We start from the raw sequence: 16,771 nt of genomic DNA on the forward strand, positions 1-16,771 counted from the left end.
TTGAAAAAGACATTTTATTTTATACGACACGGACAGACTGATCTAAATTTGAAAGGTATTGTGCAGGGACGGGGTGTTAATTCTCCCCTTAACAAGATGGGCATAGCTCAAGCTCAGGCTTTCTTTGATCACTATAAGACAGTGCCTTTTGATAAGATATATACCTCCACTTTATTGCGTACGCATCAAACTGTACAAGGATTTCTTGATTTGGATTTACCTTGGGAACAGCTTGTTGGTTTGGATGAAATAAGCTGGGGAGTTTATGAAGGAAAAGAACAAACACCAGAGTTGCTAACTGGTTTTGAAAAATTGGTCGCAGCATGGCGCAATGGAGAATTGGATGTCAGTATTGAAAACGGAGAGTCTCCTCATGAATTGATGGCTCGTCAACAAGTCGCCTTGGATCATATGCTCGCTCAGACAGATGAAAAAAACATATTAGTCTGTATGCACGGTCGTGCTTTACGGATTATGCTTTGTCTAATGACTGGTGTTGATGCCCGTTATATGGATGATTTCCCGCATACAAATACTGCTTTATATAAATTGCTGTATGATAATGGTCAATTTGAGATTGTGGACCATTACAATACCGCACACTTAGAAGCATTGATAAATGAATAAAATTAGAGTTTCTGCCGTATCGTATACCAATACTTATCCATTTTTGAATGGAATACGTAAATCGAAAGTGATGGCGCAAATCGACTTGAGCGTTGATTATCCAAGTGCCTGTGCACAGAAAGTAATCGATGATCAAGCTGATATCGGTATTATACCGACAGCTGCCTTATTAAGTCTTCCCGAGTATTATATTAATACCGATTTTTGTATCGGCACAGAAGGTGCTGTCGATTCTGTCTTTATTTTTGCCAATAAGCCTATTGAAGAGGTAAAAACTTTACGTTTGGATAAGCAATCGCGCACGTCAAATGGTTTAGCACGTGTATTGATTAAAAATTATTGGAAAAAGGATGTAGAATTGGTCACTGATGAATCTATAGAGCCAGATGCCTATGTTTTAATTGGGGATCGTACTTTCGGTAAGAAGAATGCAGTACCCTATGTTTATGATTTGGGGGAAGAGTGGTTTAACTTCACCGGATTACCTTTCGCTTTTGCTTTATGGGTAAGTAACAAAAAACTTCCCGACTCTTTTGTGGAGCAATTTAATGAAGCTTTAGCCTATGGTGTTGAACATGCAACCGATGTGATAGCCGGTCTCCCAGAATTTGAGGGCTTTGATTATACCAAATATCTAACACAGCATCTTAATTTCCATTTGACAGATAAGAAACGCGAAGCTGTGCAGTTGTATCTCCGGTATTTAAAAGAATTGGATTAACCTGTGTCGCTTGAACTGAACAGGAACCATGACATACCCTGAAAAATTTTAAATCAGAATCGGCAGGTAAGCCTTACACGGCATTGTGAAGGCTTACCTGCCGATTGATTCCCCGGGTGCACTACACCCCTGATAAATTCCCTTTATTTATTGCTTTTGTTTATAACGACTTCGGTAAGGCGTATAACTCCGATTACACCATGTTTGGAATTAAAAGGGTGACAGCACCCTTTTTACAGGGTATTAACAAGGGGTTAATAGGGGTACACCCCTGTTAACCCCCTGTTATACCCCTGCTAACCCCATGTAATACCCCTGTTAGAGTCAAACATGGTATTAACCAAAAATTAATCAGGTTCCTATAAAAAAAACCACTCATTGAGTGGTTTTTTTATCGGCTTATTTTAACGACAATGCAGGTCCCCTTATGCATTGGAATCACAGTTTGATGATGGATCCGACCTTCGCCACCGAAATAGGTGAGGAGGATCTCTTGACGCGCTAATAACTAGGTACGTCCAATTTTTACTTTACGCCCTTTGATTTTTTGCCCACTAGCCTTATTGATAATAACGGAAGCAAGCTTTCTTTTAACGGCAACATAAGCTACCTTATCTTTCACTTCTATTATACCGATGTCGTCTTTTTCAACACCTTCCAAATGTAGGAGAAAACCTACGATGTCAATTTTATTGACTTTATCTTTTCGTCCAGCACTGATATAAAGTGTCGCGAAAGGTGAATTTTCCGGAAGATCATAGTATTCGGGAAATTCCTCTTCAGGTATTTCCTCCGCTATATAGGGATAGGCTTCTTCAGGCTTTAAGATGACATAGACATCACCCTTTGCCTGCATACGCGCAGTACGTCCATTGCGATGAATAAAGCCATCTTCTTTATGCGGTAGCTGGTAATGAATAATGGCATCGACTTCGGGGATATCCAATCCTCTTGCAGCCAAATTGGTCGTGATCAAAACATTGTTGGAATGATTACGGAATTTGAGAAGTGCCAGCTCACGATCTTGCTGTTCAAGTCCGCCATGAAAGGTGTCGTGAATAATATTGCGATTGTCCAGTAGTTCGCTGATGTGATCTACTGCATCGCGATGATTACAGAAAATAATCATTTTTTTCGTCCCGATCTTGCAGATGAGTTTTAGCAATGCCTCCAATTTCTTTTGAACAGGAGCAACGACCTTTTTTATTGTAATGCGGGGTATGTTCTGGGAGTTATTCAGAAAATCAACAAGGATAGGCTCCTTTATCTGCGTAAATGGCGGGATTACATCCATCATCGTTGCAGAAGTCAATATCCGGGATCTGATGGCCGGTATATGTCGAATAATGAAATCCATTTGATGCTGAAATCCCAGTTCCAACGATTTATCAAATTCGTCTAACACAAGGGTGTGGATACTGGTCGGATCAAAATTTCCTTCTTCGATATGTTGTTTTATACGTCCTGGAGTTCCTATAATAATTGCGGGAGCATCCTTGAATTCATTTTTTTCGATACGGGTACTATGACCGCCATAGGCACAGGTGACTTTGTGACCTGTGGCCACCTTGCGTAGCACTTGCTCTATCTGTAAGGCAAGTTCGCGGGTCGGCACTAAAATCAGTACTTGAACCTCCCGAACGATTTCCTTCAATTGCGCTAAAATGAGCAATGAAAAGGCCAAGGTTTTGCCAGATCCTGTGGGTGAAAGTAAGATGAAATCATGGTCTTTTTGATACGATTCCACTACTTTTTCTTGCATCTCATTTAAGGATGAAATGCCTAATTTATTTAAAATAGCTTCTAGCTGCATTTGACAAAAATACAAAATACCGCTATCTTGAAAGGAACAAACTAGAATGAAAATTTTTTAGACATTTTATACCTAAAAAAACAAGGTAATCGGTCTATAAAAGATGATTACCTTGCACTGATTTGTATCGATATATTGGAAAACGCAGTATAGTTACCGCGTTATTAATTCTTAATAAGTATTGTTTTATAAGATATCAATACCTTCTTGTCTTAGCGTTTCTTTTTTGTCCTCTTCCCAGATACTGACTTGAACTTCTCCAATATGTTGTTTCTTGAGCATAAACATACAGACACGTGATTGTCCGATCCCACCGCCCATAGATTCCGGTAATTGATCATTAAGAAGCATGCTATGGAAAGTCAGTTTGGATTTTTCAGTGCAATTTCTGATTTCCATTTGATGTGCCAAGGCTGTTTTGTCGACACGAATTCCCATGGAAGAAAGTTCAAACGCTGAATTTAAGATTGGGTTCCATACGAGAATATCGCCGTTCAATCCTTTGTGGCCAGCCTCATTGGTAGTACTCCAATCGTCGTAGTCCGCTGCGCGTCCATCGTGTGCAACACCATTGCTGAGTGCCCCTCCGATACCGTATAAAAACACAGCACCGTATTCTTTTGTGATTGTATTTTCACGTTCCTTTGCACTTAGATTAGGATATTTTTGCAGTAGTTCTTCAGCCGAAATGAATGTAATGGTTTCCGGAAGAATCGCTTTTACCTGTGGATACTTGCTTTCAACCTGTTGTTCTGTAAATCGTAATGCATCGTAAATTTTTAATACGGTTTCTTTCAGCAAAGCCAAATTACGTTGATCTTTATCGATTACTTTTTCCCAGTCCCATTGGTCTACATAGATCGAGTGAATAGGGGTGTAATCTTCATCAGGACGCAGTGCTTTCATGTCTGTCACGATGCCTTCCCCAGGTAACATTTCGAGCTCTTTTAAACGGACTCTTTTCCATTTTGCCAATGAATGTACCACGACAGCTCTTTTTTCATTCAATGATTTAATCGGAAATGATACCGGACGCTCAATTCCATTTAAGTCATCGTTTAATCCTGTGCCGTCTAAAACCACCAATGGTGATGAGATCGGAATTAAATTTAATGCTTTCTTTAGTTGTTGGACAAATGTATCTTTAACGAAGCTGATAGCAACTTCGGTATTTAAAAGTTTTCTTCCCTCCATATGAGTCAAATGAAATACCATGCATGGATTGATACGCATGGTTTTATTTTTTATTCAGTTATTTCATACAAAAGTATGAAAATATCACTGGTTAATCTGTTTGGTTGTGATTTTTAATATTTATCCATTAAAAAGTTGAAAAAATAAAAAAATTCTAACAAAATGAAGATAGGTCAATATTTAATTATAAAACTAATAATTTGTTGGTGCAACTAAAAGTGTTTGGTTACTTACCAAAAGAGCCCTGAAATATTTCAGGGCTCTTTTGTTTATGGTGGATCGATTGATTGATTAAACGGAGAAGCTTTCGCCACACGCACAGGTCCGGCTCGCATTCGGGTTGTGGAATTCAAACCCCTTTCCATTCAAACCATCGGAATAATCCAATTCTGTACCTGCTAGATATAAAAATGATTTTATATCCAAACAGACTTTCACGCCTTTATCTTCGAAAAATTGATCACCTTTTTTTTCTTCGTTATCGAAGTTCAGCTTATAACTCAAGCCCGAACAACCGCCACTTTCCACAGCAACACGCACAAAGTAATTGCTGTCATATTGCTCATCCTTCATGATTTCCTCGATACGAGTTTTTGCTTTGTCAGTAACTGTAATCATAGTAATATCCTTTGTATGACACAAAGATACATACAATCTTGTTATATTTCGTCTCCTATAAAGTTTTTAGAATGTCATAAATTAATCGATCAGGCCAGCTTTGAAAAGTTGCCAGATAGGGGATTGATCGCGGATTTTGTGAACCGCTGCTGTGATCAATTGGGCACATTGAATAATTTCCTCTTGAGTCGTAAATATGCTTAAGCTAAAGCGAATGGCCGATAATGCATCTTCTTTGGAGATACCCATAGCCATTAAAACATGGGAAGGTTCTCTGGATCCGGTCACACAGGCCGAGCCCGAGGAAAGGGCTAATGTGGGACAGGTAGTCATTATTTCGCTGGCCAGTATATGTTTAAAACTAATGTAACTGGTGTTTGGTAGGCGGGGTGCATTTTTTCCATGAATGATGATTTCAGGAATCTCACTTAAAATTTCTTCCAATAGATTGCGGTTTCGTTCGACCGAATTATAAACTGCTGGTTTGATCAGAGACATGGCTTTTCCAAAGCCGACGATAGCTGGCACGTTGTATGTTCCGCCTCTAAATCCGCTTTCCTGACCACCCCCCATAATTAATGGGCTAATCTGAATCGGTTTTGATTTTCGACGAATGTATAATGCGCCGATTCCCTTTGGGCCATGAAGTTTATGTGCACTCAGACATAAGAGGTCGATAGGGATTTTTTGTAGATCAATGTCGATTTTTCCAACAGCCTGGGTTGCATCACAGAAGAACAAGATATCTTTCTCTGTACAAATCGTAGCAATTTGTGCCAGCGATGCACATACCCCTGTCTCGTTATTTGCGGCCATGATGCAAACGAGTATGGTCTGTGCAGTCATCGCATTTTTCAAATCGTCTATATTGATCATTCCTTGTGCATCGACAGGGAGATAGGTGATCTGAGCTCCTTTTTTCGTCAATTGTTCACAGCAGCTTAGGACAGCCTTGTGTTCTGTTGAAACGGTGATAATGTGATTACCCTTGGATTGGTATTTGTCAAATATGCCACAGATTACGGTATTAATACTTTCTGTTGCACCTGAATTGAAAAATAGTTCTTTCGGTGAGCAATTCAGCACTTCAGCTATTTGTCCTCTAGCAAGTTGGATGGCAGCATTGGCTTCGCGTCCCATTTGGTGATAGACACTCGATGCGTTCGCATAATTTTGGATGAAATAGGGAGTCATGGTATTCCATACTTCATCCAAAATGCGAGTTGTAGCGTTGTTGTCCAAATAAATGATATCCTTCATCAGGATAAAGATAAGGATAATGAAGGTTATGCTGAAGCCTTCACATCAACTTCCTTTTTTTTGACATTCGGATCATATCGTAAGCCTGGTGTTAACCAATACATCAGTATGATACGGGAATAGCGGTAGTTGAATGGCGACATTAAAACAACGCTCATGATCGCAACTGTTGCATAGAGTATAAAAGAAGAATCATTGCCTGTTAGGATATAGGTTGCCATACAGGCAGTAACCATTTCGGCGATGGAGAAAGCATAGGTAACATACATGGCACCATAAAAATAACCTGGCTCACGTTCGTAACGAAGTCCACAGTATTCGCAATGGCTATTCATTTTTTGTACTTTCAGACCGTATGCAGGCCCTTGGTATACATGGCCGATTCTGCATCTTGGACATTTTGCTTGCCATGCGGCTTTAAATTCAGATAATTCGTATTTAACCTCTTCCATAGTTATAGTTGTTTTCTGAACTCTTCTGGTGTGAGCCCAGCGGATTTTTTGAAAAATTTAGTAAAGTATGAGTTGTCATTGAATTGCAGCTCATCTGCAATCTCATTGATATTTAAGTTTCGATTGACCAATAGTCGCTTCGCTTCGAGTACAATCCGGTTTCGTATAATTTCACCTGCTGATTGTCCGATGTAGGATTTGCAGATCGCATTCAGATGATTGGGTGTAATAAATAATTGATCTGCGTACACACTGGGCAATTTGGTAGACTTGAATTGCTGTTCAACCAATTGCTGAAAACTATTGAATATTTTGTGATTATATGGCGTACTGTGCTCTTGATGATCCTTTTCTGTAGAAATTGAGATAAACAATATAAATTGGAGCAGAAGTGTACGGATATAGTCTTCCGGCTGTCCTGCCGCTTTTGCGGTAGAAATTTGTTCAAGAATGTGGATAGACTGCTTGCGAAATTGTTCAGCAATAACAAAAATCAACTGCTCAATTTTACCCTGTAAGAAGCTGAAGCGTTCCAGGTAATCGGTTCGTAAGAGAAAAGACTGAAAGTAATCAATGGAAAAATTGACAACATAGCCCTCTTCATCACCCGTAAAATTCCAGGTATGAACTTGACCCGGTACCATAAAATAGATTTGATAAGGTTCAATGTTGTAATGATTGAAATCGATAATGTGTTCTCCTGATCCCTTAGTGAATAGTACAAAATGAAAAAAATTATGTTTGTGAGGAAACACCATATCCTGATGCTTGATGATATATTCTTTTAGATCATCAATATGAATCGTTGTTTTGTTATTGAGATCAATGCTACAACTATCAATAATAGGAATGGTGTTTTTTCTATTCATATAGCAAAATTACGCCAAATATTCTTTTAATAGTGGTGTTTATTTGGTCTTTTGTGGTGTTTTTCAATGATTTTTACATTTTGATGCTTTGGCTGATATGTTGGAACAATCCTTGTGTCTAAAATTTTAAAATATATTAATAAATGGAAAGTAATTTGAATAGCCTAGAAACGAGATTTGGGCGTTTGACAGACATTGTCATTGAGTCTATTCCGGGGATTATTGGGGGGATTATCCTATTGATTCTTGGGAAATATGTGATCAATTTTGTGGATCGCTTATTACATAAACGTTTCGAAAAGAAGAATGTAGATCCTTCTATTCGGGCTTTTATCTCTAGCATCGTCAAGATTGTCATGTGGGTGATGCTACTTCTTACAGTCGCCAGCCAGATTGGGATTCAGACAACCTCGTTTATCGCAGCATTGTCTGCTTTTGGATTGGCTGTTGGTATGGCGCTGCAGGGAAGTTTGAGTAATTTTGCTGGTGGAGTGCTGATTTTGATGTTTAGACCATTTGAAGTAGGGGATTCCATATCGAGTGCAAATGGTACTGCAGGTACGGTAGAAAGGATTGATATCTTGTATTCCACTTTAATAGGTGATGACGGTGTACGTGTTTTTAGCCCTAATGGTCCTTTGGCCAACTCGGTTATCAAAAATTATACGAAAATTGTGCAACGGATGTTTGAATATACCATCAGTATCTCTTATGATAAAAATGTGAAAGAAGCGAAAGATATCATATTAAGGGTTCTCCGTTCGAATGAGAATGTGTTGACAAGTCCGGAGCCAACTGTTTTCATCAAAGAATTGGGGGACAGTGCCATGGTTTTGACCGTTCGTGCCTGGACGAAAAGAGAGCACTATGTCGCTGCGCGAAACTCGATGCAGGAAAAGATTATGTTGGAGCTGGAAAGGAACGATATTAGTTTATCTTCCAATCCGACGCAGATTAGCATTGTTTCAAATTCAAGTGACCAAGGAACTGCAAAAACTTAGTCCTGGTCCGTTTCCAATGCATGTATAAGGACAAAGTACCTGTAGGCAATGATAGCCTGCTGGTACTTTTTTAATTTTAACGGATCCATCTTACCGTATTTTGGTAAGATGGCTTTATTTAAGCTATTTAAAAGCTGAAAAAACCTTCGTTTCATTGATATACTTCTTTATTGATAATTTGTGGCATTTTTTCGCCTTTGATTGCTGCCAGTAAGTTGCTGGCGGCCATAAGTGCCATATTATCCCTTGTTTCTACGGTGGCAGAGCCGATGTGTGGCAGGATACAAACATTTTCCATCGTTAAAAGTGGGTTTTTTGGATCCATCGGCTCCGGGTCTGTTACATCAAGCCCGGCGCCCCATAATTGGCCAGTCTGTAGGGCTTCTGTTAGATCTAGTTCATTGACCAATCCGCCCCTGGCAGTATTAACCAATATAGCGGAGTTTTTCATGCGCGTAAATGTATTTTTGTCAAACCGGTTTTTAGTCTCCGCAGTCAAAGCTGCATGGATTGAAAGTACATCGCTCCGCGTGAGCAGATCGTCGAAATTAACATATCGTGCGCCAAGAATTTGTTCTGCTTCCTCATTACGACTCCGATTGTAATAGATAATTTCCATGTTATATGCTGCTTTGGCTTTTCTGGCGAATTCAAAGCCAATTCGTCCCAGTCCATAGATGCCCAGTGTTTTGTTGTTGAGCTCGATGCCTAGGTTCGCCGTGGGATCAAAACCTTTCCATTCGCCCTGCAAAATTCTTTTGTGGTTGAAAAATGCTTTCCGCGATACCGATAGCATCAAGAGGAAAGCAACGTCTGCTGTTGCTCCCGAAAGGATGCCCGGTGTATTGCTTACGGGTATTCCATGCTGTGTAGCGGCTGAGATATCCACATTGTCATAGCCGACGCTCATGAGAGATAGGGCTTTTAGGTTGGGGCAGTTTTGGAAAAAATTAGCATCAAACTTTTGCATCCCACCGTTAAGGACGTAATCGGCCTGTTGGCTGGCTTTGATAAGCTCTAGTTCGGATAGGGGGCTGCTTGAATCGTGTATAGAAATGTCGTGCCCAGCAGATTTTAATAGATCTATGCCTTTTTGTGGAATTTTTTTAGTGATAAATATCTTCATGTAAATAGATGCTGTTTAGCTTGTTGTTGGTTGATTCATCCGAATCCATTTGTTTTATCCTATCTTCAAAATTAATGATCACTCATCGCTATTACAACAAAAAAAGCCATATTGTTGTTTCAATATGGCTCATTATTCCTGATATTTTGAACTTTACTTTTTACGGAGTAAATAATCCAAGATAGCTTTACCCTTGTCATCGGCAGAGATGGCTGAATTGGACAAGATGACTACGCCACTTTTTTTGTCGGGCGATAAGGCTAGATAGGAGCTGCTTCCTGCTGTTCCGCCATTGTGCCAATAAACCGTTAGGTCGTCAATCAAATTCATATGCCATGCGAGCCCCAGGTCTGTGTCTGGGGGGAGAAAAAATGTAAATAACCGGGTATTTGCCATCGCATTTTCCAAGGGAGTCTGCGGCATTTTGAATTGCGCATTCGCAAATTTAAGCAGATCCTCGAGTGTCGATTTTAATCCGCCAGCTGGACCGAAAGCGTCAAATGACCAAGGAATCACTTCCTGGCCTTCTTTATTATATACTTTAAAAGTATCTTTTCTCTTAGGGTCTAATACTTGAAAGGTATTACTCATTTCAAGTGGTTTACAGATGATGTCTTTTACAAGCTGATCATAACTTTTTTTATAGATACTGCAGATAATGTCTCCTAATACGGCGTAACCAAGGTTGCTGTACTCGTATTCTTCACCTGGATTTTTTTTGTTTTTAAAGCTTGCGAGGTAATTATAAAGTGCTTTTTTGTCGTATGTTTTGTAGGGGTCGTTTTCGTTAAATCCTTTGACTTTGTCAAGATTGTCAGGAAGTCTAGGTAAGCCAGAAGTATGATTGGCCAGCATTTGAAACGTTATTTTCGAAAGTTCTCCATTTTTCTTGAGTGTATCAGGAAGAAATAGCGCGATAGGCTGATCTAACGTTATCGTTCCTTCTTCGACAAGATTTGACAAAAGTATAGCGGTAAAAACTTTGCTCAGTGAACCGATCTCATAAACAGACGTTTTTGTAGGCGGAGTTTGGTTGCCTTTGGCCGTCTCACCATAGAAATAGGTTTTGGTTTGTCCATTTTTTAGAATACCAATGGCAAGTGATTGTGTATTTTGTTGTTTTAAATAAGCATTTGCAACCGAATCGACAAAAAGATCGTCGTTATCGACTGATTTCTGTGTGGCGGGTACCACAATAGTTTTTTCCACTTGAGGCTTTATTGCCAAAGGAGTGAACTTTAATGTGCTGAATTTTAAGCTTGTGTCCGTCGCAAAAAGAACCTCATACGATCTGCTGTCGAAGTCCATCTGATAAGTTGCAAGCCCTTTTTCAAATTCTTTTATCGTTGAGCTTTTTACTCTTCCTAAGGGATAGAGCTCCTGTAGTACTTGGGTGAATTTGGCTAGGCTAAATTGTTGTTTGAAAGAATCACTGGCCAAATTATAGGCGGAGTCTGTCATCTGGGAATTGATAAAAAATTCCAGCCTATTGTAAACTCCTCTGTTGATCTGTTCCTCAGGATTCGTTTGGGCAAAGGAGTAAGATGTGATGCCCAGCAATACTATTGTAATAAAATGTTTCATAACTATTGATGGGCACAAATCTACGGAATGTTTAAATTCCAATCAATTGTTTTAATCGTGCATAGCCTGATTTACTGATATTGAGCTTTTCTCCCGATGTCAGTGCAGCAATATAAGAATCCTTTTCATAAGGTTCCAATTTGGCCAACTGATCTACCTTAATGATAAAAGACCGGTGTATGCGGACAAATTGATTCGGATCCAAAGACTTTTCAAAAAATGCCATTGTTTTATTTTTTAGGTACATGCCATCTTTGGTATGAATTTTAACATAGTCATCGTAAGACTCCAGATATTTGACGGTATCAATCGGAATAATCTTAATCTGCGTACCTGTTTTTACAACGATACGGTCGATTTTTGTTTCGTCTTGTGCTGTTAGTACTTCGTAGTTGGGTTGGACTTTTTTCTCTGGTGCGGAGTAGCTTGCCCTGAATTTTTCCAAAGCTTTTTTGAAACGTGTTGGTGATACTGGTTTTAATAGGTAATCCAAGGCGTTCTTTTCGAAAGCTTTCAAGGCGTATTCGTCAAAAGCGGTTGTAAAGATGACCGCAGGAGGATCGTCAACGAGTTCAAGCATTTCAAATCCAGTTAATTTGGGCATTTGTACGTCCAGAAAAATTAAATCCGGTTCGTGCGCATGGATAGCCTTAACAGCTTCAAAGCCATCACCGCATTCTGCCATGATGGATATATCGGCTTCATTTTTTAGGTAACCCGCGATAATGGAGCGTGCAAGGGGTTCATCATCGATAATAACGACTTTAATCATATTGAGGTACTTTTAGGGTGCTGATAAATATGTTGTCCTGAATTTGAGTTTCCAGTAGATCATTTCTTCCATACAGGAGATATAATCTGCGCTGAATGCTCGAAAGCCCAAATCCAGTGCCTTTTTTCGGTTTTGACTGTTCTTCGGTGTCGAAGGGGTTGGTAATCTGAATCAGCAGCTGACCATCATTCGAATGGCATTTTATTTTAATTTCTACTTGATCAGTTACATTATATAAGCCGTGTTTAATTGCATTTTCTACCAGTGGCTGAATAATCATGGCTGGTAATCTATTGTTGAAAATTTCTTCTGAGGAAGAGATGGATGTATTTAGTCGATGACCGAAACGAACTTTTTCAATATCGAGATAAAGTTGAAGGTGATCGAGCTCTTCTTCAAGTGTGATAATTTGATTGTTTTCTTTTCTTAATGTTCCTCTTAAAAAGTCCGATAACTGAAATGTCATGTTTCGGGCTTCATCCGGATTGGCACCAATAAGTGCTATAATGGAGTTGAGGCTATTGAATAGGAAATGCGGCTGTAACTGTTGTCTTAGATTATACAGTTCGGCCTCCCGAAGTAAATTTTCGGATTCCTGTTTCCGCTTGATATTGTTGATGTTGTCTTCCTGAATATTCCAAACGATGTTGATAATGGCAACAGAAGTCAAAATGAGGAAGTTAACGATACCCCGATAGGGTAATGTTAAATCCAGCAAAGGGGTAAAGGTCGATTGGATAAAGTAACTCATCAAGAATCGGCTTAATGCGATGCTTATTGCGCCCATGATTAAACCGATGATGAGTACCTTCCAAATCTCCCGGGGTTGTGGGGTGTAGAAATTAAGTGCTGATGACATGCCATAACAGCAAAACATCATCACAATGCTGTTTATAAATGAATCTTTGAATGCGAGTTGTTGGTCAAAACCAGAACGAAGCATCAATAGGTATTGTAATGCAAGATATCCGATAAATACGGATATACAGATAATGCCAATTAATCGACTTTTAACACTTAGGAACAGCTTACTTTTCATCTATTAAGCATTTTTTATGGTTAAATTACCTAAAATACAGGTGCCTGTTATATAGATTTTTTTATCTGTATCGGGGTTATAAATCGTTTGGAACCGGCGGTCATCGACAGAGCCCAAGATTGAGGCGACGTTGCTAAATACCGTCCAATGCGGAGGTATAATAATACGTGCGCTGCCGAACAATTGGAATGTATCGATCACAATAGGCTGCTGAATATCAGCTTTTGTTAGATCCAGCTCTACACTTCCAAATACATTGGTCATATTGCCCCCTCTAAAATGTTTGGAATAGATTACTTTCTTTTGGCCTGCAAAGATGGTATTCAGATTGAGGTTGTCCTCAAATGACTGGTGAAAGGAATCTTTATCTTTGTCGCCAAAAGCCTGCTGATTAGGCAAGGCTTGTTGGCTTGAACCGTATTGTTCGTTAAATGGTCTGGATTCCTGGTCAGTAACACCGCTGTCAGTAACGCCTTCCGTAGGTACGTTGACTCGCTTATCCCAGTCGTAAGAGCCTTGCGGCGGATTAGGGTAAGTTGGGGGAACCATCGGAGGTTTCCTTTTGCTCATGATAAAGTAAATCCCGAGAGAAATGATGATGATCGGGACGGTTACAGAGCCAAAGTCTGTGCGCATCATTCTTGAAATAAGGCTTGCTCCGCCTATGATCAATAGGATAATGGCCGATTTTTTCTGAAATTGGGAATTTATACCAATGACCAATCCAATGATGATTAATATCGTTTGCCAGCCAAATAACCAATCCGGAAACCAGCTTCCTAAATTTAGGTTATTCAATAATAAGAATATACCTACGATGATCACAATCGCTCCTACAATATTGCGGCTATTATTGCTGTTTGGTATGATGGGTTCTTTTTCCATAATGTTTTTACTATTTATGACTCAAAGATAGAGGCACAAATATATTCTACATATTTGCTTTAGGTAATACAACTTATATTTTCGGTAAATGTAATGATTTCGTCGGTAAAAAATCTTGTTGTTTATTTTTTATCTCGGCTATAAATAGAAGTGAACTGCCATTTTTACGCGTAATTGTCTTTTTTTTTAATATTATTTGGTGTATTAAAATGAATTATTATATATTTATCAAAGATTAAGATTACTTTAAACTTAAATAACAACCAATGGGAGATTTTGAAAACAAAGAACGTGAAGAAGTTTTTTCAAAAAAGGTGAGAGCAGGTAAGCGTACTTATTTTTTTGATGTAAAAGCAACTCGATCGAACGATTACTACATTACTATCACAGAAAGCAAGAAGCGCTTTGAGGATGGCCAGTTTATTAAGCATAAGATTTTCTTATATAAAGAAGATTTTGAGAAATTCGCTGATGGTTTGACTGATGTGGTTAATTACATCAAGTCCAATCAGGAAGTAATCGAGAAACGTTATGAGCCTAACTTTGACGATGCATACGCTGAGGAAGCGGATGTTCGGTCAAAAGATGATTTTTCGTTCTAGTATCCGTACAACGAAATCTTAATGAAAAAAAGAAATAAAAGCCACTGTTGTGGCTTTTTTTATTGTTTTATATCCGATGCTGTACTTGACAACCAAGGTGATGGTTATAACGGTATATTTCGCAGGAAATCATTTAGCACGGCATTGAATTTTTCGGGTTCCTCGAGATTCGGCAGGTGCCCGGATTCTTCAAACTCCATATAGCGGACGTCGGGTATATTTTCGATCAGGATATTTGTTTGCTCTTCGCTCATCAACTTGTCGTGTTTACCTTTTATGATCAGTGTTGGAATAATAATTGTCTTCAACGAATGGGTTGTATCTGTTCGCGAAGCAAGAGCGAGTTGTGTCGCGCAAATGCTGGCGACTTCATTTCTGCGAATACAGCTTTTGATGAGTTCAACAGCTTCGGGGTTTTCACGGATTGTTTTATCGTGAAACACGTTTGCGATAAAGCCAATGGCAAATGGTCTTCTGCCATATTTTAATAAAGCCTGAATGGAATCAAAACGCTTTTGTTTGCCTTTGTTGTCGTCGGAAAGGGAATTCGTGTCGCAGAGGATAAGTCCTTTGAGCTGTTGTCCGATCAATTCATACGTCCTGAGGGCGATGTAGCCACCCATAGAGATTCCACAAAGGATGACATGATTGAGGTCGAGTTTACGAATAAACTCCACAAGATCTTTGGCAAAAACATCGACGGAGAAAAAGCCATGTCCATTGGTACTTAGGCCATGTCCTCGAACATCAATGGCGATGCCTGTAAAATCTTCGTCGAGTTGTAGGAGTTGTTGTTTCCAGGTGTTTTTGTTGAAGGGAAAACCATGGATGAAAATGACTGTTTTCGGAGAGGGGTATAATTTGCTTGGGCGAATATAGTAGGAGATGCTGATATCTCCGATGCGAATTTTACTGAGTTTTAATTCTCTTTTGCTCATGAATGCTAACATTTGTCCGTGTCTGAAAAAAAAAGTTGATATTTTAAATATAATATTATCAACGAGATAAAAGAAATGTTGTTGTATAAAGTTTAAAAAAGAGAAAAAATGTTTGTTAAATCGATAAATATAACGATATTTGCATCACCAAAACGGAAAAGGATAACGGATTTGTTTTGGTTGCCTAGCGCTCCTAGCTCAATTGGATAGAGCATCTGACTACGAATCAGAAGGTTAGGGGTTCGACTCCCTTGGTGCGCACAAATACAGTTTTTGTATTGTTAAAAGAGGCATTCCTAGCTCAATTGGATAGAGCGTCTGACTACGGATCAGAAGGTTAGGGGTTCGACTCCCTTGGAGTGCACAGATAAAAGCCAGTCAATTTGATTGGCTTTTTGTTTTTAGAAGCATTATTGCAGGGCAGTCGATGGAAGGAGGGAACTTCTTTTTGAAAAAAAATTTGTAAAAAAACGAATTCTGACTATATTTGCGTCACCAAAACACATGGGACAGAGTTCTAAACGTAATGGTTTATTGCGCTCCTAGCTCAATTGGATAGAGCATCTGACTACGGATCAGAAGGTTAGGGGTTCGACTCCCTTGGAGCGCACAACTGAAAAGCCTAGTCATCATCTGTGATTAGGCTTTTATTTTTTAACTCGTTTTAATTTCTTAAATAAAACTATGCTAAACCTTGTAATATTTGGCCCTCCGGGTGCAGGTAAGGGAACCCAATCTGCAAAGCTTATTGAAAAATATCAATTGGTTCATGTTTCAACTGGTGATATTTTTAGAGCACATATTAAAGGTCAAACGCCACTTGGTCAACAAGTGAGCCAGATTATTGCTGAGGGAAATTTAGTGCCAGATTCGATTACGATAGCAATGCTGGAAGAGGAAGTAAAGAAAAATCCGGATGCAAAAGGATTTATTTTTGATGGATTTCCTCGTACTGTTGCGCAAGCTGAGGCGTTGGATGCTTTTTTAGAAGGTATCAATACGTCAATCTCAGTAGTAATCGCACTGGATGTGAATGAGGATGAATTGAAAGCACGCATCGCTAAACGTAAGGAAATTTCTGGTCGTGCGGATGATGATGCTGATAAATTGGTGAAGCGTATTGATGAATATTTCACAAAGACGATTCATGTGTTGCCGTATTATGAGGCACAAGGTAAACTTTCTAAAGTGAATGGTATCGGTGATATCGATTCTATCTTTAAAAGTTTAACAGATATCATCGATAATTATTAATTAAGATAAGTACTTT

Annotated in this window: 18 protein-coding genes and 3 tRNA genes; 8 read left to right on the forward strand and 13 right to left on the reverse strand. The window is 39.1% G+C overall.

Translation table 11 applies throughout. The features are described 5' to 3' along the window. A complete protein-coding gene (locus tag L1283_RS25090) occupies positions 1-627 on the forward strand; it encodes a histidine phosphatase family protein (RefSeq protein WP_394677020.1) in 627 nt (208 codons plus the stop codon). Next, positions 620-1,348, forward strand: a complete 729-nt coding sequence (locus tag L1283_RS25095; RefSeq protein WP_429626576.1) for a menaquinone biosynthetic enzyme MqnA/MqnD family protein — start codon at positions 620-622, stop codon at positions 1,346-1,348. The genes L1283_RS25090 and L1283_RS25095 overlap by 8 nt, the downstream gene beginning before the upstream one ends. A gap of 508 nt (positions 1,349-1,856) precedes the next feature. Here L1283_RS25095 and L1283_RS25100 read toward each other — a convergent pair. From L1283_RS25100 to L1283_RS25125, 6 genes are all read right to left on the reverse strand, one after another. Continuing rightward, positions 1,857-3,110 carry a DEAD/DEAH box helicase gene (locus L1283_RS25100; RefSeq protein ID WP_429626577.1) on the reverse strand — a complete coding sequence of 418 codons (1,254 nt, stop codon included), beginning with the start codon at positions 3,108-3,110 and terminating at the stop codon, positions 1,857-1,859. Positions 3,111-3,347: 237 nt separating this feature from the next. Beyond that, positions 3,348-4,394, reverse strand: a complete 1,047-nt coding sequence (gene asnA, locus L1283_RS25105) for an aspartate--ammonia ligase (RefSeq protein ID WP_286734891.1) — start codon at positions 4,392-4,394, stop codon at positions 3,348-3,350. 252 nt (positions 4,395-4,646) lie between these two features. Then, the gene (locus L1283_RS25110; protein ID WP_046675441.1) at positions 4,647-4,973 is read right to left on the reverse strand and encodes a HesB/IscA family protein; all 327 of its coding nucleotides are present in this window, start codon (positions 4,971-4,973) and stop codon (positions 4,647-4,649) included. An 81-nt stretch (positions 4,974-5,054) separates the two neighbouring features. Then, on the reverse strand, positions 5,055-6,233 hold the full coding sequence (locus tag L1283_RS25115) for a cysteine desulfurase family protein (RefSeq protein ID WP_429626578.1): 1,179 nt from the start codon (positions 6,231-6,233) through the stop codon (positions 5,055-5,057). Between the two features lie 26 nt (positions 6,234-6,259). Further along, on the reverse strand, positions 6,260-6,685 hold the full coding sequence (locus L1283_RS25120) for a DUF983 domain-containing protein (protein ID WP_046675442.1): 426 nt from the start codon (positions 6,683-6,685) through the stop codon (positions 6,260-6,262). Between the two features lie 2 nt (positions 6,686-6,687). Further along, positions 6,688-7,554 carry a helix-turn-helix domain-containing protein gene (locus L1283_RS25125; protein WP_120332603.1) on the reverse strand — a complete coding sequence of 289 codons (867 nt, stop codon included), beginning with the start codon at positions 7,552-7,554 and terminating at the stop codon, positions 6,688-6,690. Between the two features lie 143 nt (positions 7,555-7,697). Between L1283_RS25125 and L1283_RS25130 the strand changes: the two genes are divergently transcribed. Then, entirely contained in the window at positions 7,698-8,555 is an 858-nt protein-coding gene (locus tag L1283_RS25130) for a mechanosensitive ion channel family protein (RefSeq protein WP_286851821.1), read from the forward strand. Here L1283_RS25130 and L1283_RS25135 read toward each other — a convergent pair. The 6 genes from L1283_RS25135 to L1283_RS25160 all read right to left on the reverse strand — a co-directional run bounded on the left by L1283_RS25135 (position 8,552) and on the right by L1283_RS25160 (position 13,961). Then, positions 8,552-8,710 (reverse strand): hypothetical protein, encoded by a 159-nt coding sequence (locus L1283_RS25135; RefSeq protein ID WP_167450500.1) that lies wholly within the window; start codon positions 8,708-8,710, stop codon positions 8,552-8,554. The two genes, L1283_RS25130 and L1283_RS25135, sit on opposite strands and share 4 nt — an antisense overlap. Beyond that, positions 8,707-9,681 carry a 2-hydroxyacid dehydrogenase gene (locus L1283_RS25140; protein WP_429626579.1) on the reverse strand — a complete coding sequence of 325 codons (975 nt, stop codon included), beginning with the start codon at positions 9,679-9,681 and terminating at the stop codon, positions 8,707-8,709. Before L1283_RS25140 ends, L1283_RS25135 begins: the two co-directional genes overlap by 4 nt. Positions 9,682-9,834: 153 nt before the next feature. Next, positions 9,835-11,265 (reverse strand): serine hydrolase domain-containing protein, encoded by a 1,431-nt coding sequence (locus L1283_RS25145; RefSeq protein ID WP_286734900.1) that lies wholly within the window; start codon positions 11,263-11,265, stop codon positions 9,835-9,837. A 31-nt stretch (positions 11,266-11,296) separates the two neighbouring features. Next, positions 11,297-12,037 carry a LytR/AlgR family response regulator transcription factor gene (locus L1283_RS25150; protein ID WP_115050661.1) on the reverse strand — a complete coding sequence of 247 codons (741 nt, stop codon included), beginning with the start codon at positions 12,035-12,037 and terminating at the stop codon, positions 11,297-11,299. Next, positions 12,030-13,076, reverse strand: coding sequence for a sensor histidine kinase (locus L1283_RS25155; protein ID WP_429626580.1), 1,047 nt, complete (start codon positions 13,074-13,076; stop codon positions 12,030-12,032). The genes L1283_RS25150 and L1283_RS25155 overlap by 8 nt, the downstream gene beginning before the upstream one ends. 3 nt (positions 13,077-13,079) lie before the next feature. Next, complete coding sequence (locus tag L1283_RS25160) at positions 13,080-13,961, reverse strand: LiaF transmembrane domain-containing protein (protein ID WP_120332609.1); 882 nt, start codon at positions 13,959-13,961, stop codon at positions 13,080-13,082. 266 nt (positions 13,962-14,227) lie between these two features. Here L1283_RS25160 and L1283_RS25165 point away from each other — a divergent pair, with 266 nt between their 5' ends. Further along, positions 14,228-14,563, forward strand: a complete 336-nt coding sequence (locus tag L1283_RS25165; RefSeq protein WP_075993406.1) for a DUF3276 family protein — start codon at positions 14,228-14,230, stop codon at positions 14,561-14,563. 104 nt (positions 14,564-14,667) lie between these two features. Here L1283_RS25165 and L1283_RS25170 read toward each other — a convergent pair whose 3' ends face one another. Continuing rightward, positions 14,668-15,501: an alpha/beta fold hydrolase gene (locus L1283_RS25170; RefSeq protein WP_429626581.1), complete on the reverse strand. Its 834-nt coding sequence runs from the start codon at positions 15,499-15,501 to the stop codon at positions 14,668-14,670. Positions 15,502-15,688: 187 nt separating this feature from the next. On the opposite strand from L1283_RS25170, the gene L1283_RS25175 reads away from it, so the two are divergent. The 4 genes from L1283_RS25175 (at position 15,689) to L1283_RS25190 (ending at position 16,755) form a co-directional block, all read left to right on the forward strand. After that, positions 15,689-15,762 (forward strand) — tRNA-Arg (locus L1283_RS25175). Between the two features lie 29 nt (positions 15,763-15,791). Beyond that, a tRNA-Arg gene (locus L1283_RS25180) sits at positions 15,792-15,865 on the forward strand. Between the two features lie 172 nt (positions 15,866-16,037). Further along, positions 16,038-16,111, forward strand: a tRNA-Arg gene (locus L1283_RS25185). Positions 16,112-16,185: 74 nt separating this feature from the next. Further along, the gene (locus L1283_RS25190) at positions 16,186-16,755 is read left to right on the forward strand and encodes an adenylate kinase (protein ID WP_046675448.1); all 570 of its coding nucleotides are present in this window, start codon (positions 16,186-16,188) and stop codon (positions 16,753-16,755) included. Positions 16,756-16,771 lie beyond the last annotated feature (16 nt).

It is taken from the genome of Sphingobacterium sp. HSC-15S19 (genome assembly GCF_050433745.1).
Taxonomy (GTDB): domain Bacteria; phylum Bacteroidota; class Bacteroidia; order Sphingobacteriales; family Sphingobacteriaceae; genus Sphingobacterium; species Sphingobacterium siyangense.

Coding starts and splice junctions, on each gene's coding strand:
- L1283_RS25095 (WP_429626576.1), top strand. CDS start 620: ATGAATAAAATTAGAGTTTCTGCCGTATCGTATACCAATACTTATCCA.
- L1283_RS25100 (WP_429626577.1), bottom strand. CDS start 3,110: ATGCAAGAAAAAGTAGTGGAATCGTATCAAAAAGACCATGATTTCATC.
- asnA (WP_286734891.1), bottom strand. CDS start 4,394: ATGCGTATCAATCCATGCATGGTATTTCATTTGACTCATATGGAGGGA.
- L1283_RS25110 (WP_046675441.1), bottom strand. CDS start 4,973: ATGATTACAGTTACTGACAAAGCAAAAACTCGTATCGAGGAAATCATG.
- L1283_RS25115 (WP_429626578.1), bottom strand. CDS start 6,233: ATGAAGGATATCATTTATTTGGACAACAACGCTACAACTCGCATTTTG.
- L1283_RS25120 (WP_046675442.1), bottom strand. CDS start 6,685: ATGGAAGAGGTTAAATACGAATTATCTGAATTTAAAGCCGCATGGCAA.
- L1283_RS25125 (WP_120332603.1), bottom strand. CDS start 7,554: ATGAATAGAAAAAACACCATTCCTATTATTGATAGTTGTAGCATTGAT.
- L1283_RS25130 (WP_286851821.1), top strand. CDS start 7,698: ATGGAAAGTAATTTGAATAGCCTAGAAACGAGATTTGGGCGTTTGACA.
- L1283_RS25135 (WP_167450500.1), bottom strand. CDS start 8,710: ATGAAACGAAGGTTTTTTCAGCTTTTAAATAGCTTAAATAAAGCCATC.
- L1283_RS25140 (WP_429626579.1), bottom strand. CDS start 9,681: ATGAAGATATTTATCACTAAAAAAATTCCACAAAAAGGCATAGATCTA.
- L1283_RS25145 (WP_286734900.1), bottom strand. CDS start 11,265: ATGAAACATTTTATTACAATAGTATTGCTGGGCATCACATCTTACTCC.
- L1283_RS25150 (WP_115050661.1), bottom strand. CDS start 12,037: ATGATTAAAGTCGTTATTATCGATGATGAACCCCTTGCACGCTCCATT.
- L1283_RS25155 (WP_429626580.1), bottom strand. CDS start 13,076: ATGAAAAGTAAGCTGTTCCTAAGTGTTAAAAGTCGATTAATTGGCATT.
- L1283_RS25160 (WP_120332609.1), bottom strand. CDS start 13,961: ATGGAAAAAGAACCCATCATACCAAACAGCAATAATAGCCGCAATATT.
- L1283_RS25165 (WP_075993406.1), top strand. CDS start 14,228: ATGGGAGATTTTGAAAACAAAGAACGTGAAGAAGTTTTTTCAAAAAAG.
- L1283_RS25170 (WP_429626581.1), bottom strand. CDS start 15,501: ATGAGCAAAAGAGAATTAAAACTCAGTAAAATTCGCATCGGAGATATC.
- L1283_RS25190 (WP_046675448.1), top strand. CDS start 16,186: ATGCTAAACCTTGTAATATTTGGCCCTCCGGGTGCAGGTAAGGGAACC.